Annotated in this window: 19 protein-coding genes and 1 pseudogene; 12 read left to right on the top strand and 8 right to left on the bottom strand. The window is 60.2% G+C overall.

The window, feature by feature from the left end:
- Positions 1 to 166 precede the first annotated feature (166 nt).
- Genes G5S35_RS31510 through G5S35_RS31500 form a run of 3 tightly spaced genes read left to right on the top strand, consistent with a single transcriptional unit; the run spans position 167 to position 2,620 of the window.
- Positions 167 to 1,060 carry a hypothetical protein gene (locus G5S35_RS31510; protein WP_183040439.1) on the top strand — a complete coding sequence of 298 codons (894 nt, stop codon included), beginning with the start codon at positions 167 to 169 and terminating at the stop codon, positions 1,058 to 1,060.
- A gap of 8 nt (positions 1,061 to 1,068) precedes the next feature.
- Complete coding sequence (locus G5S35_RS31505) at positions 1,069 to 1,605, top strand: plasmid stabilization protein (RefSeq protein ID WP_183040438.1); 537 nt, start codon at positions 1,069 to 1,071, stop codon at positions 1,603 to 1,605.
- A 1-nt stretch (position 1,606) separates the two neighbouring features.
- Positions 1,607 to 2,620 carry a relaxase/mobilization nuclease domain-containing protein gene (locus tag G5S35_RS31500; protein WP_183040437.1) on the top strand — a complete coding sequence of 338 codons (1,014 nt, stop codon included), beginning with the start codon at positions 1,607 to 1,609 and terminating at the stop codon, positions 2,618 to 2,620.
- 484 nt (positions 2,621 to 3,104) lie between these two features.
- Here G5S35_RS31500 and G5S35_RS31495 read toward each other — a convergent pair whose 3' ends face one another.
- Positions 3,105 to 3,536, bottom strand: a complete 432-nt coding sequence (locus tag G5S35_RS31495) for a hypothetical protein (RefSeq protein WP_183040436.1) — start codon at positions 3,534 to 3,536, stop codon at positions 3,105 to 3,107.
- Between the two features lie 334 nt (positions 3,537 to 3,870).
- Here G5S35_RS31495 and G5S35_RS31490 point away from each other — a divergent pair.
- Positions 3,871 to 4,676, top strand: a protein-coding gene (locus G5S35_RS31490) for an IS5 family transposase (protein ID WP_420874558.1) whose coding sequence is annotated in 2 segments (ribosomal slippage) — positions 3,871 to 4,210 and positions 4,210 to 4,676 — 807 coding nt in all. Because the reading frame shifts where the segments join, the coding sequence is not laid out codon by codon here.
- A gap of 4 nt (positions 4,677 to 4,680) precedes the next feature.
- On the opposite strand, the gene G5S35_RS31485 is transcribed toward G5S35_RS31490, so the two are convergent.
- Positions 4,681 to 5,109: a GFA family protein gene (locus G5S35_RS31485; RefSeq protein ID WP_183040644.1), complete on the bottom strand. Its 429-nt coding sequence runs from the start codon at positions 5,107 to 5,109 to the stop codon at positions 4,681 to 4,683.
- A gap of 265 nt (positions 5,110 to 5,374) precedes the next feature.
- Between G5S35_RS31485 and G5S35_RS31480 the strand changes: the two genes are divergently transcribed.
- Positions 5,375 to 6,022, top strand: a complete 648-nt coding sequence (locus G5S35_RS31480) for a hypothetical protein (RefSeq protein WP_183040434.1) — start codon at positions 5,375 to 5,377, stop codon at positions 6,020 to 6,022.
- The gene (locus G5S35_RS31475) at positions 6,010 to 6,291 is read left to right on the top strand and encodes a response regulator transcription factor (RefSeq protein ID WP_338048743.1); all 282 of its coding nucleotides are present in this window, start codon (positions 6,010 to 6,012) and stop codon (positions 6,289 to 6,291) included. The genes G5S35_RS31480 and G5S35_RS31475 overlap by 13 nt, the downstream gene beginning before the upstream one ends.
- A gap of 188 nt (positions 6,292 to 6,479) precedes the next feature.
- On the opposite strand, the gene G5S35_RS31470 is transcribed toward G5S35_RS31475, so the two are convergent.
- The 3 genes from G5S35_RS31470 to G5S35_RS31460 form a co-directional block, all read right to left on the bottom strand.
- On the bottom strand, positions 6,480 to 6,713 hold the full coding sequence (locus tag G5S35_RS31470) for a nuclear transport factor 2-like protein (protein WP_183040432.1): 234 nt from the start codon (positions 6,711 to 6,713) through the stop codon (positions 6,480 to 6,482).
- 221 nt (positions 6,714 to 6,934) lie between these two features.
- Positions 6,935 to 7,387 (bottom strand): cupin domain-containing protein, encoded by a 453-nt coding sequence (locus G5S35_RS31465; RefSeq protein ID WP_183040431.1) that lies wholly within the window; start codon positions 7,385 to 7,387, stop codon positions 6,935 to 6,937.
- A 64-nt stretch (positions 7,388 to 7,451) separates the two neighbouring features.
- Positions 7,452 to 7,946, bottom strand: coding sequence for a hypothetical protein (locus G5S35_RS31460; protein ID WP_183040430.1), 495 nt, complete (start codon positions 7,944 to 7,946; stop codon positions 7,452 to 7,454).
- A 1,082-nt stretch (positions 7,947 to 9,028) separates the two neighbouring features.
- On the opposite strand from G5S35_RS31460, the gene G5S35_RS31455 reads away from it, so the two are divergent.
- The 5 genes from G5S35_RS31455 (at position 9,029) to G5S35_RS31435 (ending at position 13,657) form a co-directional block, all read left to right on the top strand.
- On the top strand, positions 9,029 to 10,984 hold the full coding sequence (locus G5S35_RS31455) for a patatin-like phospholipase domain-containing protein (RefSeq protein WP_183040429.1): 1,956 nt from the start codon (positions 9,029 to 9,031) through the stop codon (positions 10,982 to 10,984).
- Between the two features lie 3 nt (positions 10,985 to 10,987).
- Positions 10,988 to 11,275, top strand: coding sequence for a hypothetical protein (locus G5S35_RS31450; protein ID WP_183040428.1), 288 nt, complete (start codon positions 10,988 to 10,990; stop codon positions 11,273 to 11,275).
- A 479-nt stretch (positions 11,276 to 11,754) separates the two neighbouring features.
- The gene (locus G5S35_RS31445) at positions 11,755 to 12,216 is read left to right on the top strand and encodes a hypothetical protein (protein ID WP_183040427.1); all 462 of its coding nucleotides are present in this window, start codon (positions 11,755 to 11,757) and stop codon (positions 12,214 to 12,216) included.
- Between the two features lie 9 nt (positions 12,217 to 12,225).
- A complete protein-coding gene (locus G5S35_RS31440) occupies positions 12,226 to 12,918 on the top strand; it encodes a nucleotide-binding protein (RefSeq protein ID WP_183040426.1) in 693 nt (230 codons plus the stop codon).
- Positions 12,911 to 13,657 (top strand): hypothetical protein, encoded by a 747-nt coding sequence (locus G5S35_RS31435; protein ID WP_183040425.1) that lies wholly within the window; start codon positions 12,911 to 12,913, stop codon positions 13,655 to 13,657. Before G5S35_RS31440 ends, G5S35_RS31435 begins: the two co-directional genes overlap by 8 nt.
- Here G5S35_RS31435 and G5S35_RS31430 read toward each other — a convergent pair.
- From G5S35_RS31430 to G5S35_RS31420, 3 genes and pseudogenes are all read right to left on the bottom strand, one after another.
- The gene (locus G5S35_RS31430) at positions 13,585 to 13,830 is read right to left on the bottom strand and encodes a hypothetical protein (RefSeq protein ID WP_183040424.1); all 246 of its coding nucleotides are present in this window, start codon (positions 13,828 to 13,830) and stop codon (positions 13,585 to 13,587) included. The two genes, G5S35_RS31435 and G5S35_RS31430, sit on opposite strands and share 73 nt — an antisense overlap.
- 82 nt (positions 13,831 to 13,912) lie before the next feature.
- Complete coding sequence (locus G5S35_RS31425; RefSeq protein WP_183040423.1) at positions 13,913 to 16,195, bottom strand: ParB/RepB/Spo0J family partition protein; 2,283 nt, start codon at positions 16,193 to 16,195, stop codon at positions 13,913 to 13,915.
- 131 nt (positions 16,196 to 16,326) lie between these two features.
- Positions 16,327 to 17,159 (bottom strand): annotated as a pseudogene (locus tag G5S35_RS31420) (DUF932 domain-containing protein).
- 695 nt (positions 17,160 to 17,854) lie between these two features.
- Here G5S35_RS31420 and G5S35_RS31415 point away from each other — a divergent pair.
- Positions 17,855 to 18,832 (top strand): ATP synthase subunit J, encoded by a 978-nt coding sequence (locus tag G5S35_RS31415; RefSeq protein WP_237181898.1) that lies wholly within the window; start codon positions 17,855 to 17,857, stop codon positions 18,830 to 18,832.
- Positions 18,833 to 19,037: the final 205 nt, after the last annotated feature.

The raw sequence follows: 19,037 nt of genomic DNA, 5'->3' as shown, positions 1-19,037 counted from the left end.
GTCAGAAAACTCAAACAACATGTCTTTGGAGAAAGTGAAAAACCGATCCCCGTTGACACGGGGAGTCATATGACTCCTCTATTCAATTTCTCCATCTGACGCCCGGCAGGCGCGGCTCGACAATCGCATCGAGGTGGCGGCTGCGTCAGCGGCGACGTCGGAGACCATGACGACGACCGATGCGGCGACTGCTGCCGGTCAGCGGGGGCACGCGGATGCCCGGCCATCTGCGTTTTCGGCGACGCCTTCAGTACCTGCGGCTACATCTTCCGCGCCAGCGCATGATGCTGTGCTGGAACCGCGTACCTCCCGGGCAAGCCGGAACACCACCAGCGACGAAGCCGATGCGCCCAGGCGCTATCTCGGTGAACTGCGTGAGCACGGCAGCGCGCCGTACCTGCACAATCCCGCGCGCAGTGACTCGTATTACGTGGTGTTCCGTGACCAGGCGGGAGTCGATCAGGCCGTATGGGGCGTGGATCTCGAACGCGCCATGCGCGAGTCGGGGGCCGGCATCGGTCAGCAGGTGGTGCTCGAAAACCTCGGCAAGCGCCTCGTGACCGTGCGCGTGCCGGTCGTCGACGGTGAAGGCAGGGTGATCGGCGAGGACGACAGGGACGTTTACCGGAACACCTGGCAGGTCGATGCCGTGCAACGTCACCTTGACCTTGAAGCTTCCGCGCCGCAGAGCGCCGGTAATCCCCCGGCCGACGATGCGCGCGGTGCCGGCTCACCGGCGGCGCCTGCTCCGGAGCCATCGCATCCTCATCATGGCACACGGCGAGCGGAAGACGACCAGACCATGCACCTGGCCGTGCTGGCGACGGCCATGCGTGAACAGGGTTTCGGCGAGCGCTCGATTGCCCGCGTGCAGCAGCGCGCCGAACGCATGCTGGTTGCGTTCGCCAGGGACGGCACGCCTGTCCCGACGCCGAAAGTCTTCGATCCGAAAGCGCCGTCGGGCCGGGATCAACGCAGGCGACCGGCGCAGGCGCGCGCACTGGCACCCGAGATCGAACGGGCACCGGCCGGGCTGTCGCCGATGTCGCCGAGCCGTTAAGGTCAATCGTGGCCGCGCGCGAGCGTCTGTGCGTCGAACTTGGTGCAACCAGATTGCTGTGGGACGACTGGTGCGCGCGTCGCGGCCTCACGGCGGGCGAAGGCGCACGCCGGCTGATCATGGCTGCCATTGACGATGATGGGGATGCGCAATCCGTCATGGGCGTTCGCGATCTCGCCAGACCGGTGGCTGGCGAGCTGCGAACGCGTATTGAGATTCGCCTGACTGTGTCGGAGCTTTCGGCCGTGGAACAGCGGGCGTCGTCGTCGGGCCTGAGCGGCAACCGCTGGATCGTCTCACTGGTTCGCGCGCATTTGACACGCGAACCGCAGCTTGACGAGCACGAGATGCGTGCGCTGTGGGAGTCGAGCCAGCAGCTTGCCGGCATCAACCGCCTGCTCGGCCAGCTTGTGCGCGCCGGCGGGGGCGAGCTCGCTGCGCGGGAGCGGATGCCGGATTGGTCCGACATGCGCAAGCGGATCGACACGCATCTGCGCGCAACCTCCGCTGTCATTCGCGCGAATCTTGACCGATGGAGCCGCTGACATGCCTTATCCGAAGATCTACATCGACGCGATGCTCGTGAACTGGGGCGACCGGCTGTTCCAGGAGCCGCTGCGCCATGCGCGTGCTCCACGGCTCTCGCGTGCCGGTCTTCGGGACGAAGCCGCACGCATGCGTGCCCGCATCGCGCGCACGCTCAGCCGCACGCCGGAGGTGATGGTCAAGATCACGAACAAGGCCGCGAGCGCACAGGGTATGGGGGCCGTGCGCCGTCATCTGCGCTATATCTCGCGCAACGGCAGGGTCGAACTGGAAGACCAGAACGGCGATCGCATCGCCGGTGTCGACGCCTTGCGCGATCTGACGCAGGCGTGGCAGCTCGGCGGATGGGGCATTCCAGAGAGCAGCACACGCCGCGAAGTGTTCAATATCCTGCTGTCGATGCCGCCGGGCACGGACCGGCGGGCTGTGCGTGACGCCGCGCGTGACTTTGCGGCACAGGAGTTTGGCGACGGACGGGCGTATGTATTCGCGGCGCACGATGACGAGGCCCATCCGCATGTACACCTGAGCGTGCAGGTGCGGGGCCCGGATGGACGTCGCCTGAATCCACGGCACAAGGATCTCCAGCGCTGGCGCGAACGTTTTGCGGAGCACCTGCGTGAGCACGGCGTCGAGGCCAATGCAACGCCTCGCCGTGCGCGTGGCGTGACAAAGCGCTATCCGAAACCCGCCGTCGTGCACATGATCGCGCGCGGTGAGATGCCACGCTACTGGAAACCGCTGCCGACCGACACACAGCGCGACGCGGCGTGGGTAGCGCACGGCGGCGTGTTTGCCGCCTGGCGGGAGATGGCCTACGCGATGGCAAGATCGCGTGAGCGCGAGGATCGTGTGATGGCAGTCGAGATGGCTTATTTTGTTGGGGGGATGCCGGTACAGCGGGACCGGCCTGTACCGGAGCAGGCGCCAGATGTGCGGCGTGAGCATCCGGGGCCGCAGACACCAGAAGCTGGAGATCGGTCTCGCGACGTTGGGCCGGACGTAGATCGTTGACGCCGGGAGGCCTGCGTGGCCATATCTGGCGAGTGAATCCGTGGCAAGCCATGTCTGGCGTCGCCGATATCCTGATTCGTCGGCTTCGGCTATCGCACTTGCCATGTCGAGGTCTTCGCGCGCAGCGGGGCTGTTCTGCTCGCGGGGCGCCTCCGGAGGTCGATGTGCTGAATGATGTCAACGATGACCGCGTCAATCCGTATCGCGTTGTGCAGAATTATTCCGAAGCGTTCATCCGCGAGTTCACATGGATTTTGAGTAGTCGAAAGATATTCAAATGCTTGAACGACACAACGACGGAGACGCTCACGAACGTCCAGCGGGCCGCACGCTTTCGTTCGTCTGCAACAGAATCAAGGGGCACGCGGTCCTGACTGTGAGCGATCATCCGGCGCCGCGGAGGGGGGAGTAGATCCTCTATAGCTGGGTCACGGCTGATGATCCAGTGGGCTTGTTTGCCGCAGTCTGTCGACAGGGTTGAGGCTTACGGCTCGGCGAACCAGGCAGCAGGGCCGGCCTTGAACGTGGCAAAAAGCAGAAAGATCACCGTGATCAGGAGCATCGGGACGCCGTAGATCGCCAGCGGGAAAAACAGCACGAGCTGGAGCGCTGACCCAGCCAGGCCATGAGTAAGATCGGTATCCCGGATGTTCTCGAAAATCAGCCACGCGACTGCGAGCAGTCCCATTCCGATGAGAACGATGCCATCCGATTGCGGAGTGTGGTGCAGGTACGCGGTTCCCCAGACGTAGAATCCCCACCACAGGAAGTTGATGCCGATGGCTGCAAGCCAGAACCCCCGTGCGGCGAAGAGACGGTAGCCGAACCTCTGCCGACAGTGGCGCTTGAACATCTGGATGCCCTTGGCAATACCAACAACTGCACCGATGATCATCGCCAGTTTCAGAAGTTCCACGGAATATGCTCCCAGGCATTCAGCACGATCTCGTTGCTGTGGCGTCGATCGAAAAGGTTTGGCCACGGAGAATACGTATCGGCTTCCTCTTCAATATAGATGGTCGTGTCACGAATGCAATGTTCCGGGATTTTCGTCGATGCAGATCTTGAGATGGCAGAATTAAAAACGACCATTGCCAGATGGATTGAAGTCGCGTTCCTGTGTACTTGCTGCATTGACCTAGCGTTCAACCCGGGGAATCAGCAGTTCCGGGTATCGCCCGGAATTTGCTGGTAAGAGTCGCTAACAAAACCGTGTCATCCGAAGTCGAGGGGTATACGTTTGAAGGCGGATGACACGAAGACGAATTGATGAAGCGTTGTGGGAGACGCTCGAACCGTTGCTGCCAAAACGGCGCCACTCACCCAAAGGCGGCCGGCCGCGCGTTGATGACAGTGCGGCGTTGAATGGCATCTTGTTCGTGTTGCTCACAGGCATCCCGTGGGAATATTTGCCGCAAGAAATGGGATTCGGCCGTGGAATGACCTGCTGGCGCCGCTTACGCGAATGGCAGGACAACGGCGTATGGGTTCGATTGCATACGGAGATGTTGTCGCGATTGCGTGGATACGACGCAATTGACTGGAGTCGCGTCAGCATCGACAGTGCGAGCGTGGCTAGCTCCCGGGGTGCCAACAGACCGGGCCAAATCCGACTGACCGTGGCAAGCTTGGGAGCAAACGGCATATCGCGGTAGACCGTCAGGGTATTCCGTTGTCGGTGGTCGTAACGGGCGCCAACCGACACCACTCTAAGGAGTTGGAAGCCGTGCTTGATGCTATACCACCAGTTGCCGGCAAACGCGGGCGCCCGCGACAGCGTCCGGAGAAAGTTCACGCGGACAAGGGCTACGACTACCTGCGATGCTGGCAGGCATTGAAGGAGCGGGCAATCACAGCCCGCATTGCCAGACGTAGTATTGAACGAAACGACCGACTCGGGAGGCATCGCTGGGTCGTCGAGCGAACGCATGCGTGGCTAGCCGGCTTCGGCAAGCTGCGTATCCGGTTCGAGCGAAGTATCGAGACACATACAGCATTGTTAATGCTGGCCTGCTCCATCATTGGTTCCCGGCATCTTGAGCGCCACTGCCGATGACCTGTTATCCCGCATACGTGGGACCATCCCAGCCATCGAGATACTTCGGCAAATCATCCGAAACATTAACCACACGCTGGCGATAGAACAGGTGCATTGTTGGAGCCAAGGCCGCGTCGAGCTTCACATCGGTAGCGCGGGCAACCAATGCATTTGGAACCACACGCATTCCCAGGCGATTGGTACCGAACATCACTTCGCCGCAGACGTCGCAAAATGTTTTCGTCAACTGCTTTTCCGGATGTTTGAAAGTCCGGCCTGCGCCATCGTCAATGCTGACTGCATCAGCCGCCCAAGCTGTTGCAGAAAACATGGACGTCCCATAAAAGCTCCTGCATGACGAACAGTGACAGTTCGCACGTGCCGCCGGACTGCCGTGCAGGTTGACGGAAATCTTGCCACATAGGCACGTAACACAAAGTGACATAGTTATCTCAGTCGTAGTGACAGGTTCTCATTGTACTGTGCCATCGCTATGCAACCGCTGTTCGTGAATTCACGAAGCAGTTTTGTTAGCGACACTAAGCTTTCTTCTCGACATATATGGCACTACGTGATCAGTGGCGAATTGTGCGTAGTTGTGTCAAACCGCCCGAAAGTTTGCAGCGAGGTCGTCGGACATGCTTGTTTCTTCCAGCCCATCGTCACTTTGCAGGACCATTGCACAGTGCACCCGCGCAAGCGAAACCAGCAGTTGCATGCTCGCGCCGCTCACCACGTTATTGTCGGCAACGGGCTCGGTATTTTCACGTTTCTCAGACACAAATATCACGGCTGGGCCTGTTCAGATCGAAAACATTGGTGAAGCCCACCCTGTCGCCAGAGCCTATTCGGGCTGGGGATATCGGTTGGATCCCTTTTTAGGTCTTGGCGCATTCACCGCGCGGTGCCGTCGTGGCCATATCACGGCAAGCGGAGTGCCAAATGACGCAGACATCCAGGTATACCTCGACCGGTTCATCTCACCCCATGCCCTGGGCCCGATGCTGCGGATCCAGTTCGTATTCGAAGTAGGGGGCGTTAGAACAGTAGCTTTCCTATGTTTTCAACGCCAGGACGATCAGGCGCCTTTCGAAGCAAGTGATGAGGTGATGCTGGAGGACCTCTTACCGATCATCCGCACGACACTCCGTGGCCTTCTGCTTGAAGAGCAATTGATACGCCTTCAGTCGGTCATTGAGACCATCGGCGGGCACATTGCACACGATATCCAGCTCCAGCATCGGGGGCAGCCAACTCGGTTCTGTCTTTGGGTGTCGAAGAAGGTGATGTCGAGCCGAACGCCTGCACCCGCGGGCTCCGGGTCTCTTCTCCAGGCCTGGATGGTGCCAGGGTGCAACTGGTAAATCCCGATCCCGCTCGCATACTTGGTGTGTCAGGGTGGACGACGTCCTTGACGCCACGGGAACTGGAAGTCGTGTTGCTCGTCAAGCAGGGGTTGTCTACCAAAGTCATGGGAGCCGAACTCGACGTGAGTATGCGAACGATCGAGAATCACCTTCGCGCGGTCTACGCAAAGGCCGGGGTGCGCAGTCGAGCCGCATTGCTCGCCATGCTTCTCGACGCAGTCTCGACCAGATCCGTCGTCATCTCACACGCGACGACGGATTGTTGAGAGCCTGGTTCACGACGCGCTGTCCGCTTCAACCAGTGTCAAAGCCGGCGCGCCAAGCGCTGCCGCCAACCTGTTTTGCATGGCGACGATTGCAGGAAGCGGCCGCCACGTCACCGACAGGCTGTCGATCAGGCCGTCAGCATCCAGCGTCAGCTAATCCATGCCGTCCAGCAGAATATCACCGGAGGTCAGCCGGAACGACTCGGCGATATGGGTGTTTCCGTGCATAACGTCGTTGACGTCGAATGTCTCCGTAATTTCAGAAGGTAGCCCAGCACAGCCAGGACCTGGCTTTTGCCCCTGAACGGCTCGGCGACGAGCGGGCTCCAGATGACGATACTCTCGGCGACATGAGGCGCCAGCGAAGAGGCATCGCCCCGATGCATCGCATCGAGAAACAGATCGAGATGTTCATGTTGCATCAATTGGCTCCATGAAAAATATCAGGGGGCGCGCATTGGTTCGCGCGCAGGCGATGATCCGTTGCCATTTAACCCGCGAAGCCGCCGCCTGGGGGGCTGAGCAGAACGTTGCCGTCTTTGTCGATGGTTTTCAGCTCGCCCTTATTGACGCGCATGAGCAGGTCCTTCACACCCGGCATTGCCTCGGAAACCGGTGCATCCCCAGCGACTATTGCCAGCAGCTAGCCGTGCGATTCGCCCGGGATGGGCACCAGGCATTCAAATCGCCGTGGCACACCCGGCGGAAAGGAAATCGTGTCGTAGGGATCCAGTTCCACGGTCTCATCGTGCGCCGGACTGGCTTCCCAGATAAATCGCCAGCGGCCGCCAATCGGGATGAGCGTCTCGTTGGTGTCGTGGTTGTGCAGGACCGGACCGTTGCCCTTTTCAGCCTTGAGCCAGCCGACGCTGAACCCGGCTTGCGGACTGATGAGAGCAGGCGTATCGTCGCCGACCGGATTGACTGCCTCATTTCCCTGCGGCGGTTCGAAGCCAAACACGTTCAAGATGAACTTTCGATGTCCTTCGATGTTGCTGTCGGGCAAGCCCTGGTCGGAACCGTGCAGGTCATTGAATCGTGCAACATACTGGTTAAGCATTTCGTCGCGGGATACCCATCTGATGGGAAGCGTCATCACAATCTCCGTCTACGCGGTAAAGGTCGTAAAAGGAATGTCCCCAAGTACATTCGAGAATGAGTCAGGCTGTCGTCAGCCGGTGAAGGAGGAGGGTGGCAACCGTATGTGGACGCTGGATCGCTGGCTGGTGACCTCCACCCTGAATACACAGCTGCAAACTCCCGGCGTGACGCTCGCGTACGGCGTAGCGCATCGGTGCCGGCATTGACGGATCGTGATCGTCGTCAATGACCACCACTGCGCTATCGGGGAGCGGGACCTTTGGCAGCGGCCTTGCGCGCACCAACGCAAGCAGCGTGGCCCTGAGCAATGCTTCGTTTGTCGGCTGAAGCTCGGTAAAGGTTTGCAGTGCCTTCTCGCCTTCATCCGTCGTCATGGATCGCTGACCAGCAATCAACTGGTTTGCGTTGACCGTCTCGATCTCGTGAACGTCCGGCAGCTTGCCTTGCATGACCGTCGCATCGAAGAGCGTGTTTGCAAGAAACAGTTGATGTACCATTCCTGGCTCGGCCAATGCGAAAGCCTGTGCAAAAATATCCGCCGAGAGAAGATCCACAGATACTCGTGGCGGGAATGCCGAGTTCTCCGAGCACGCTCTTGATCGACCGCGCCATCTCATCGGCTTCGGCAACGGGCGGCGGTGTGGCCATGACGAGATCAAAAGTTTCTCCGATCAGGGAGGCCAGTTCGAAGAACGTATCGCCACCCGTCTGTATCCCGGGCAAAAGCAACACCGGGCAGGCGGACCGGCCTGTCCTCCGCCAGGTCCATGATTGCCTGTCAACGATAGTGGAGTGCAACGGGTACTTGGCCTGCACCGCGTGTAACCGCGATTCAAGTGCGCCTGTTCCGGCAACGTAAGGGGCGGTGCATACCTGCACGGTGTGTATATTGCCCGTCATCAATCCGTTCTCCCGCGTTCAGGATCGGTGCCACCACCGGTGGTGGCAGCAGCCTACGCGGTCAGGGTAGGTGATGATGAGGATCGTGAGATATGGGTAAGTCCCGCAATCGAGCCAAAGGGGCAGCATTCGCGGCCTCTGGCTCGTACGCTATGTGAGATGACGGGAAAATGGTAAGTCCGTAAAAAGGGGCGCCTGGAACTCCGCGATCTGAGCGGATCGGCTATGACTGACCGCTGTTGCGCCGGCGCGTGACGGACCTGTCGCGGTTGGGCAGACTTTCAATTACCCACACTTTTGCTGAGAAACCCGGTAGACGCCATATCCCGTGCGCGAGCGAGATGGCGCGCAACGATTGCTGTCCGTCACATGATCGTGAAGTCCATCGGGACTTTGCGTGTTGTATGTCATCTTGCATGGCGGCGCAGGCGCGGTCTCGAATCGTTGCTCGACGGCGGGCAGCATCACGCCGCGCGCGACGTCATCCCGACTCAATGGGCGCCAAGCCAATCCTTGACGTAATCGGCGACAACCTGCTCTGACTGAGGATGAGATCCGACGCCGGGTCTGCCGACTGAGTATGGCGGAGGAGCAATAATTTGTCACAGACAGGATATTTGTTCAGATTTCGGATTTATCTGTTGGGCAGTGTACTTGGGGTAAAGAAAATTTCAGATTGTCCGATATGCAGACAGGATCTTTCTTGTTTAACGTTTGATTTCCTGCGAGGCAAATATTGGATAAGTCAGAGGGCAAGCCGTCGTTGATAAGAACCGGTATCGATTTAAGTAAGGTCCGCGATTGCGAAGAAACGTACCTTTCGCGCCGCCGGCAATCGGTTGGGGTTCGCAAGCAGTCGGCTATCGGGCTCGCGCTCTCAGGAGGCGGTGTTCGATCTGCATGTTTCGCGCTCGGAGTGATCAACTGGATGGAGCGATCAGGGCAGTGGGAGCGCATTGACTATATTTCCAGCGTTTCCGGTGGGGGTTACGCAGCGTCCGCTGTGTTAGGCATCCAGACCGGTGGAGAGGAGAAGGCCGATGATGTGACCATGGCGGAAACGGTACTTGCAGAACTGAATCGCGACGACGAGGGATATATCCGATTTTCGTTGCTGACCGTGCTGGCAACGATTGCACTATGGCTTGTGTCCATGGTGTTGTCCTTGGCTCCGCTTCTGCTTCTGGTTGGCCAGTCCGGCCCATTGGTCATGGACAGTTTTCCAACGCTCCGTGCTTTTGATCGGTATGTGTCGGGAATCGGAGGGGCGCTTCTACTGATGATCGGCGTATGTCAGCTAGCGTTGTCGCGGTTTGGAAAGCGACCCGCGCCCGTTGGTCAGCCCTGGTTCTTTCTTGCCGCGATATTCTTCGCCATTCAGGTTGCATATTGGGCCGGGCATCCGCAATCGGGGCAGCGACAGCCGATCGATCTGACAGGAGTGCCATACATAGCGACATGTGTAGTGGCGGTCTTGATCTGGGTCATCGTTGGCGTGGCATTAAGCATACGTCCTCGCCTACCTGCCATCACGAGGTTCCATCGTGGTGCGCGCTACGCATTGGCCTTTACTGCCATCCTGTCTGGCGGATTGCTCATGGAGGTGGTCATGCGCGGTTTGACGCGCCACGCTGTCGCTGTGGAGTTGAACTTCATCTACTGGCTCTCCTTGCTGACTGTGGTTGCAGCGATGCTGGCCAATCCGAACTGGTTCTGCTTGACGGTGCGGATCTATTATGAAGGCTTGCTACGCAAATTTGGGCGTGGCATGGATCAGCCGGTGCATTTTACTGGTGGCTGTCGTGAGGCTCCTATTCATCTGATTAACTGCTTTTCACAGTCGCCTGTTGCACGCGATGACGAAAAGAAGCAGCGACGTGGTGGGGAAAATTTCTGTGTCAGTCATCGCTATTGTGGAACCAACTCCGGTGGGTATTTTCCGACGAAAGAATGGCATGTCGGAAACAGGAAAAAGAGATGGGAGCATCAGTGGACCTGGCGGCTTGCGGCGACGTCAGGGGCCGCATTTGACATCCATCCTGTCAGGCAAAGCCCCTTATGGAACTCCCTCCTGACCGTGTTCAACATAGGACTTGGGGTGTGGGTGATCAATCCGGGCTTCGATCCCGAGCGCCGCACGTGGAGGCCGACCTTTTTTCTGAATTTCATGGCGGCACTTGGCGTACATAACAACAGGACAAAATGGATGCGCCTCAGCGACGGCGGCCATTTCGAGAATCTCGGGATATATGAGCTGATTGCCCGGGAATGCATGGACATCGTAGTGGTGGATGCGGGGCACGATCCGAACTATGAATTTGCAGATCTGGCTTACGCGATCGAGCGATGCCGGGACGACTTCTGCGCCGTGATCGACATTCCCGATCTCTTTCCACGCGAGACGAGGAATGATATCCAGAAGGTGATTCTGACGGGGACCGTTCGCTATAACGACAAGCCTCAGTTGGGCAAGCTCACATACATCAAACTGGGTGTGGAGAGCTGGCATTCACTTCCACTTCGGCTCCGGTCGTCGATCGATCGGCATTTCCCTCACGAGCCGACCACCAATCAGTTTCCTACAAGGGACTTTATCAACGCCTACTATCGCCTCGGCGAAGAGACGGCAACTCAGGCTCTGCCTGTAACGAATGATTCAGTTCCGGGTGCTCTCGTTGCCGCAGTTGCATAACTGTTGGCTGATGCCTTCGAGCCGGGACGGGGCGAAATAGAACATGTGGCGAACGGCGCCCAAAACCGGCGCAAGCCTATCCTGCCGTTCCTTGTTTTTGTGTTGTTCAGTTTGTCGTCCGCAAAATCCCATGTGCAGGGTAGCCTGCTGCTGCGCAAAAAAGCGATTGCCCGGCGCAAGAAAGACGATCCATCGACGCAGAAAAATGAACCGCTCGTTGGGGGATATGGGCAACACCTTGCGGGTAGATCTCTCTGCGCGCGCAAATCGGCCAATCAATTGAAAACGTGAAGCCATGAGTGCTGGCGCAATATGTAGAAAGCGGGATTACGTGCGTCGCGCAGAAAAATTCAAACGGGGTGTTGGCTTTCGACACTAGTCGCCTGTTGCTTCCGCAGCTTGAGGGTGCGAGGTATTGCCGAGCAGAGCAGGAAAAACGCTGTTCGGCAGGGCGATCGAATCGAATCCCGCGATTGCCCGGCGCAACATGCAGGACTGAGGTTTCCCTCAGCGCGCAATGTTTCTACCATCGGAACCACTGCCGAAACGAAATCGTTGATGGCTCCACAGGTAGCCCGTGTGGTCGTGCCATTTCTCGTGCGAATCCTTTGTGTTTGTCCCCACACAATCGCGAAAAAAATTTACTGTTCCGGCCAGTTCCTCTGCATTCCATTGTGTTCCCGTGTCCCGATTCAGCCTGGATTTAGGGTATTGACGATCACCGGCAACCGTTTGCAAGATGGCATTCAGGCCGTACACCGGAGCGAGTCATGCCGATGGTGAAGAGCTTTACCCAGGCGCAATGGGATGCCGCCTCGCGCCGTCTCGATACGCTGCAAGCAAAGCCTGCGCATGAGCATCGCGTCAATGTCCGGGATGCAATCAGGTCTATGCAGGCCCAGATCAGCAGCGCCCAGAAGAAGGGGTACACGCTGGAGGAAATCGTGCAGCAGCTTGCGCAGGATGGCGTCGAAATCAGCGCAAGCACGTTGAGATACGCGATGCAGCGCGCGGCGAAAGAGAGTCGACCTGTGCAGGCGGAAGCGGCCGCAGTGCCGAGAGCGACAACGGCAACACGCGCGAAGAAGGGTAGTCAAAAACATTCATCAGATGCCGGCAACAAGCCTGCCGGGAAAACGCAGGATGGGAGAAGGGCAGTCAGTCAGCAGGGATCAATGGTGATTCGGGACGCGTTCTCGTTCGAGATCACGCCCGATGTTGAAAACTTGTAGAGGGCTCAAATGGACACGACGATTTCCCCCATTTATCTGGTTGGCGGCAGCAAGGGCGGTGTGGGCAAGAGCTTTGTATCGCTTGCGCTGGCCGATTATCTCCAGTGTCAGGATATCCATGCCGCGCTGGTTGAAACCGACACCTCAAATCCGGACGTCATGAAGGCGGTTCAGGACGAGATGCATTGCGTTGCCTATAGTCTGGATGATGCAGACGGCTGGATTGGCCTCGTCAATTTCTGCGACGGACACCGGGACGCGGCAGTAATCGTCAATACGGCGGCGCGTAATCAGGCAGGTGTTGCGCGATTTGGTGCGATGCTGGCCGGTACGTTGGGCGAGCTTCAGCGCCGACTAGTCGTCCTGTGGGTGATTAACCGGCAGCGCGACAGTCTCGAACTGCTGCATGGTTTCAGCCGGACCTTCCCCGATGCGCTATCACACGTTGTACGCAACGGGTACTTCGGCACGCCGGACAAGTTCACGCTGTATCAGACCTCGGAGCTTCGCAAAACCATTGAGAAGAAGGGCAAGTCGCTTGATTTTCCCGAACTCGCGGATCGGGTTGCCGACGAACTGCGTGGTCAGCGTCTGTCGATACGCAAGGCTGTCGAGACGATGCATATCGGCGAACGGGCGGAGTTGCTGCGATGGCGCGCGCTGTGCGGAACGATGTTTGACAGGGTGTCGGTCGATGGGTAACAGGCGGGGCAGGCCGCCGGATGAACTTGCCCGCCTGTTTCTCGACGTCACGGGCGAATTACCCAACGACGCCAGTATGTTGCGGATGCGGCGGGTGTCGGGGGCGCTGAACCTGCGCGATAACGATGCGCTGTGGTCTGTGCTGGTCATGCTTGAATACTATGGGCGGCTCTATGAGGCGATGCCGGAACGCATCCGGCAGGCGAGCGCAGGCAGTCTCGATGCGGTACGTGCCGAGACGGGCACGGCGGCGGATGTGCTGATGGCGCAGCATCGCGACGCGCTCGCGCGCTGCAAGGCGACGATTGAACTGGCCGAGCAGATGATCAGCGAGCACGAAACGCGCTATCGGGCCGCGCTCGCGGAATTGAACAGCGAGGCTTTGACGTTGTTGTCGGAACGGGCCGCGAACCGGATTGCTCATGCCGCAGGCAACCGGCTCGTGGGTGCGATGGCTATCGCGGCGCGCGAGCAGCGACAACGGTTCCATGCTTCAGTGGCGTCGTATGAGCGGGTTGCCGCACGGCGGTTCGTGAGGTTGTGTTACGGGCTGGCAATCGGCGGGCTGGTTGTGATGATGCTGGCGGCGGGCGTGGGCGGGCTGGCAGGTTGCTGGGCGAGCAGCCATTCTGTGCGGGCAGACGGTTCGCCGTCAGCCCGCACAGCCTACACTCCATCGGTCTCGCCTTCCATGAACGCGGTGGCGTGGCGGAGCATGCCTGCTGCCGCGTCGTTCTGATCGAAGGCAATCATCGGTGCCCGGTAGCCTTCATCTTCTGCGCGGGCGAGCGCCAAGTCGTAGTGCTGCCTCTCGTTGTATTGGAGGTCAGTCACCTCGACGAACGTCAGATAGAGGTCGGACGAGCCCGCTGCATTGGTGGCGAGCACGGTCATGCGGATGCGGTTGGTCATGATGGTTTTCTCCGTCGGATAAGCAGGCAGCGGGTACGGACCTGTCGCCTGCCTCGCCCCGTTGCCGGGGCGAGGGGTAGGGTCAGGTCGCGCGCGGGCCAGATTGCGTGCCGTTCATGCCATCCGCAGTGGGGAAGGGCCACGGCGTCAGCGGGCCGCTGGCGACGGGAGCGGCTTCTGCGTCGGCAGGTGTGGTGTTGATGTGTTCCGTGCCGGTCCCGGCATGCGGTTCCGTGTGGCCGTCTTCACCTTCCGGCGCTTCGTTCCCTCCGTCCCCGGTATCGGCATCGTCGTTGTCGTCCTCATCCTCGTCGTCGTGGCTTTCCCACGAAGGCGTGGCCGGGATTTCGCGATCGGTGAGGATTTCCGGGACCCATGCGGCTTTCACAAGCCGCAGTTCAGCGGCGGCTGCCGCGTCGGCCTTCTTCATCTTGCCGAGGTCGGCGGCCACCTTCGGCGACACGGCGCTGGCGACGACCTCCGCGATGCGCGCCTTGCTGACGTGATCGAAATACGAGGCGCGCGTGGGCGTCCAGTACCGCGTCATGTCAAGGTTCAGTGCACTCGCGAGCGCGTTGATGGCGTGAGGTTTTTCGTCACCCGCGACGCCGTCAAGCAGCGCGCCGGTGCAGAAGGCAAGCAGGTCGAGCAGGGTCGTGCGGGCGTCCTGTTCGATTAACCATGGCAGCAGGTCCGTGCGCCGCGCAGGGAGTTCGCGTCCCCACCGCTCGCGCTGTGCCTCGATGAGACTCCACGCAGTGCTCGTGGGCAGATCGTCTGCCGCGCCGAGCAGACTATCGCGGTTGCTCGTGCAGGACAGTTTCAGCGAATGTGGTGCGAAACGCGTCCCATATCCCTCCGGAAAGACTTCCGGGATCAGGCGTTGCAGGATGGCGGCAAGGGCGACGGTCGGCTGCGCGATCAGCTCTGCGTGAACAGCGGCGGTGCGATGCGCAGTGAGGCGCTGGCAGAGCTTCGCGCCGTGGACCGGCTTTTCCTTCGCCTCGGGTTCATGTGTCTTGCCGGATGCGCGTTCAGCTTCCGGCGTGCCGGTTACCGTTGCGCCGACCGTATCCAGTGCCGCGCCGTTCTCGCGGCGCACCAGACCGCGTTCGATGACCAGTTCGCCCTGCGGGCTTACGATCACGAATGCGCCCGCTTCGGCCATCTGCTGCGCGTCCCATGTTTCCGCGCGGCTTTCGAGCGCGATAATGGCCGCGTTCACCCTGTCGATTTCGGTTTCGAGCTGTTCGCCTTCCTCGTACGCGTTTTCATCGCCCTCAGACAATGCTTCGAACTTTTCGGCCAGTTCATCCTGCTGCGCGGTGAGCGCGTCCATTTCCCGCTGTTCGTCGTCGGTGAAGGGGCGCTGCACAGGTTGCAGTCTGCCGTAGCGGTTCAGTTCGAACACGTCGCGCTCGATACGCTGTTCGGTCCAGCCCCACCCTTCGGCCCGGACTTCTTCGGCGGCGGCGTCGAGCTTCTCGGCGGCGAGGCGTTGCAGCAGTTCCGCGTCGGCAATGTAGCCCGCGTTCTCGTCGTCGCTGAAGAGATCACGTCTCACGTAACCTCCCGCTGCTTCATAGGCGTCCAGCCCCACGAAGCGCACCAGACGGCTACGGTTCGCATCAATCTCGGTGCGCGTGATCGCCTGCCGCAGATAGTTGGGCTGACGTTGCCACTCGTTTGCTTCGAACCAGATGTGCTCCTGCGTTTCGTGATTATCGGTGAGCGCGAGCGCCGAAAGCTGGTCGAGCGTGATGGCGTCCTCGCGCAGCAGGGCAAGCAGCTTTGGGGAGGCGTTGGCGAGCTTCATGCGTCGTTTGATCGTGATCGGTGCGGCCGAGAAAAGCGCGGCGATGTAATCGATGCTGCGACCCTCCTCAGCGAGCATCCGGTAGGCGCGCAGCACGTCGAACGGATCAAGTCCTTCGCGTTCGCTGTTCTCGATCAGCGAAATGGCAAGGGCTTCGCCCTCGCTGACGATGCGCACCGGCACCGGATAATCGGAGGCGATGTGTTTCTGCTCGAACAGCAGGTCGAGTGCGGCCTGTCGACGCTGACCGGCACAAACGCCAAACTTGCGATGTTTGCCGCGCGAGCCCTTCACTTCGTGAACAATCAAGTTCTGCAACAGCCCTTTTGCCCTGATGTTCGTGGCGAGCGAGTCAATGCCCGACAGCGGTTTTGTACGGGCATTGAGCGGCGAGCGCCGCAGGGCGGAATACGGTACGGATACGACCGGCTGCTCGTTGCCGAAACTGGTTTCGAGCAGCGGCGCAGCATTGGCCGTCGAGTCTGTGACGGTGTCGGCTTTGGCGGCGTTTGCGGTGTCGTTCATTTGCGTGTTGACTTCGGCTTGCATGATTTGCTCCAGATAGGGAAAGGAAGGTTCCGGGTCACGGTGCTGCGGCTTGCCATCAGGAATGACCCGAATAGGAGTCCTGATGGTATGGACCGGAGTCGGGCAGCGATGGGCCGCTGCCCGTGCCGTGCTTACGCCTTCATCTGACGCATCGCGTCCGCGAGCATCCACAGCGCGCGGTTCAGTTTCACGTTCTGGTCGATGCCGGTGACGGGGCGGGTGGACATGGAGCGTCCGCTGCGCGAGCGCCCGTGCAGTCCGCCTTTTGTTAAAGATTCTTGAATGCGGTTAAAAACCGTCCAGAGATCGTCGCGGCGGTCCTCGAAGCGGCGCACGTTGAGCAGTTGGCTTTCTGTGATCGGGGCGGCGCTTCCTTGTCGGTCGGGTCGTAGCGCAGGGCGAGGGCCGAGCGGGCGAACGCGTGCTGTTCGTCACGGATGAGTGTCACGGCGCGCATGCCGTCCTTCTGTTCGCGGATCAGGTCAAAGCCGTCGAGCACGTCGAACGCGCCGTTGACGACGTTCTGCACGATGTTGCCCCTGTGAGGGACGCGGACCTCGCCCACGGTTTCGCCCGCAACCATGCCGTTCTGGCAGACGAAGCGATAGACGCCACCGAGTAACTGGAACCCGCTGCTTCCATCGTGCGAGTTGAGGAGGATGATTTCGTTGACGTCCTCGCCGGTAATCTCGCTCGCAGGGCGCATGCGGATCAGATGCTTGGTGAATTCGCGCTTGTCCTGAGCGCGCACGCGGGTCTGGCACACCATGAAGGGCTGGAAGCCCTCGTTACGCAGGCCACGCAGCACGTCGATGGTGGGGATGTAGGTGTATCGCTCGGAGCGGCTTTCGTGCTTGCCGTCCGCGAAAATCGATGGCGCGACGCGGCGGATCTGGTCGTCCGAGAGCGGGGAATCGGCGCGCAGCATCGGGGAGCCGTAACGGAAAGAGGATGCGAGTTGCATGGCAGTCTCCACAGTCAAGGTTGAGGTCTGAAACCGGGCGGAGGAATGCGCCGTGCCGTTGCGGCTGGACACCTTCCGGTGGAACTCGGGGTTGGCCTTGCTGCCGCCAGGCTCCCGGGTTTCCGCCCGTGCGACTGAAGGAGCCGATCGCGGGCGGGCGTCAAGGAAAAAGGCGAGGGAGGGGTGCGGGCAACACGGTCCCTCGCCCCTTGATGCCCGCCCGCGATCGGCTACGGTCGCGGGTCAAGGGCGGTAACCAGGGAGCCGGATGCATGCCGCGTCCCGGGTGGACCGGGCAGCGGTGCCGCGGATGCGGCATCTTCCTCGAAGGCGACGGGGCTATCTGCTGCGCCAGGGATTGATGCCCGTCAGGGGCGAGACGCGGAACGGGGCTCGACGCGCAGCGCGAAAGCCCGGTCACGACGCGTGAGCGGCGAGGGGCGCCCGACGTTGACACGGGTGGCGTGGCCAGCGCATGCGCCAGTTACGATCCATTGCCAGCGGACCAGGCCGCAGGTCTGAGACGAGGCAGTGGTCAACGCCCAGTTCCCGTGTTTGTCTCGCGGTACGGCGCGGGTACCTTCGCCACAGGTCGTTATTTCAACGTTGCTGTTGCGCGCACACCGGCGTCTTGATGGGATAACATGCCTATTCCTGACAGTAAAAGATTCAGAACGATGGGAAAAGGAATCAGGATGCGGTCCGCACTGGACCGACGGGGAAAGGCGTGGACTGTTGAGGCGTTGCAGACGCTTCATGACGGGCAGCGGGAGATACCGGATCTTGTCTGCGATCATCCGCCATGCGGATGTGCGGTGCGTTTCGTGCATCGTTACCAGCAGAACCGCTCCAACCGGATCGAGCCAATCGATGTGCCCGCCTACATCGGCCTGACCAGTGATTCCGAGCATGTCGCCGGATGCCGCTATGACGCGCCGGGACGGTTGACGGCGATCGTCGCGCAGTCCGATCCGGATTTCGTGAAGGCACTCGATACCGGCAAACGCGAACTGCGACTGCTCGTGCTTCACAATGGCCTGCGCGGCAAGGGGCTTTCCGGCACGACGCCGGTCCGTCCCGGCACGGGTGCGGGGACGCCGGGCGGGAATGCCACCATCGATGTTGTCCAGTCAGAGAAGAAGCTCTCGGGTTACGTGCGAACGACGGCCGACCTCGTCGCCCTTCGCGCGTTATGCGAATCGGATACGTTCCTCGCGTCGGAACTGATTCTGCGTTTCGGTACGCGACGCATCGCATGGAAGGACTTCTTTTTCGAGCGTGAGCGGTACGACGAAGCGTGGGAACTGGTGAGGCAGGGCGGGACGAACGCTTTTCCGATCGCGCTGGCGGCGACCGTGCGCTCGCACTACGTCCCGTCACCGGGAGAGAAGTTCAAGAATGCTTTTCTGAACTGTGACGCGCTCTACCGGAAAACCGCTGCTCCAGACCGTGTCGAGACGTTCGAAGTCAGCATTGCCCATGAGGACGCGAACTGGCTTTTGAGCTTTCCAGTGGGCGCCGCCATCGTCATGTTCGGCATCTGGCGGGCGCAGGACAGGGTGGAAAAGACGGCTAAGGACCCTCGCAATCCGTCCAGGGCCGTCACCTATGTGACGCACAAATTGATGCTTGAGCCGAAATTCCGGCGCCAGGTTACAGGGGCCGAAGATTGACAGGTAAACGGCATAGCGTTCGTTCATGTTGCTGGCGAACCAAGGCATGGAGCAGACCATGGCGGTTTGTCGACGCGTGGGCGTTATTCCAATGCGTCCGGGGAGGAACGGCGGAAGCTTTGAAGCTGTATCCTCCCTGCAGTGCTGTGCGGGCGAACACGTAGCGAGATTGCCAAAATTTTTTCGGAAATAGGGGCTTGGTGAC

The organism is Paraburkholderia tropica (assembly GCF_014171495.1).
Classification (GTDB): domain Bacteria; phylum Pseudomonadota; class Gammaproteobacteria; order Burkholderiales; family Burkholderiaceae; genus Paraburkholderia; species Paraburkholderia tropica.
Note: the sequence above shows the minus strand (reverse complement) of the source record. Positions and strands in the feature narration are given on the sequence as shown.

Excerpts from the sequence above, each read along its gene's own strand:
- G5S35_RS31425 (WP_183040423.1), bottom strand. The coding sequence starts at position 16,195 with ATGCAAGCCGAAGTCAACACGCAAATGAACGACACCGCAAACGCCGCC.
- G5S35_RS31415 (WP_237181898.1), top strand. The coding sequence starts at position 17,855 with ATGCGGTCCGCACTGGACCGACGGGGAAAGGCGTGGACTGTTGAGGCG.
- G5S35_RS31470 (WP_183040432.1), bottom strand. The coding sequence starts at position 6,713 with ATGCAACATGAACATCTCGATCTGTTTCTCGATGCGATGCATCGGGGC.
- G5S35_RS31440 (WP_183040426.1), top strand. The coding sequence starts at position 12,226 with ATGGACACGACGATTTCCCCCATTTATCTGGTTGGCGGCAGCAAGGGC.
- G5S35_RS31480 (WP_183040434.1), top strand. The coding sequence starts at position 5,375 with ATGCTCGCGCCGCTCACCACGTTATTGTCGGCAACGGGCTCGGTATTT.
- G5S35_RS31435 (WP_183040425.1), top strand. The coding sequence starts at position 12,911 with ATGGGTAACAGGCGGGGCAGGCCGCCGGATGAACTTGCCCGCCTGTTT.
- G5S35_RS31465 (WP_183040431.1), bottom strand. The coding sequence starts at position 7,387 with ATGACGCTTCCCATCAGATGGGTATCCCGCGACGAAATGCTTAACCAG.
- G5S35_RS31430 (WP_183040424.1), bottom strand. The coding sequence starts at position 13,830 with ATGACCAACCGCATCCGCATGACCGTGCTCGCCACCAATGCAGCGGGC.
- G5S35_RS31445 (WP_183040427.1), top strand. The coding sequence starts at position 11,755 with ATGCCGATGGTGAAGAGCTTTACCCAGGCGCAATGGGATGCCGCCTCG.
- G5S35_RS31500 (WP_183040437.1), top strand. The coding sequence starts at position 1,607 with ATGCCTTATCCGAAGATCTACATCGACGCGATGCTCGTGAACTGGGGC.
- G5S35_RS31510 (WP_183040439.1), top strand. The coding sequence starts at position 167 with ATGACGACGACCGATGCGGCGACTGCTGCCGGTCAGCGGGGGCACGCG.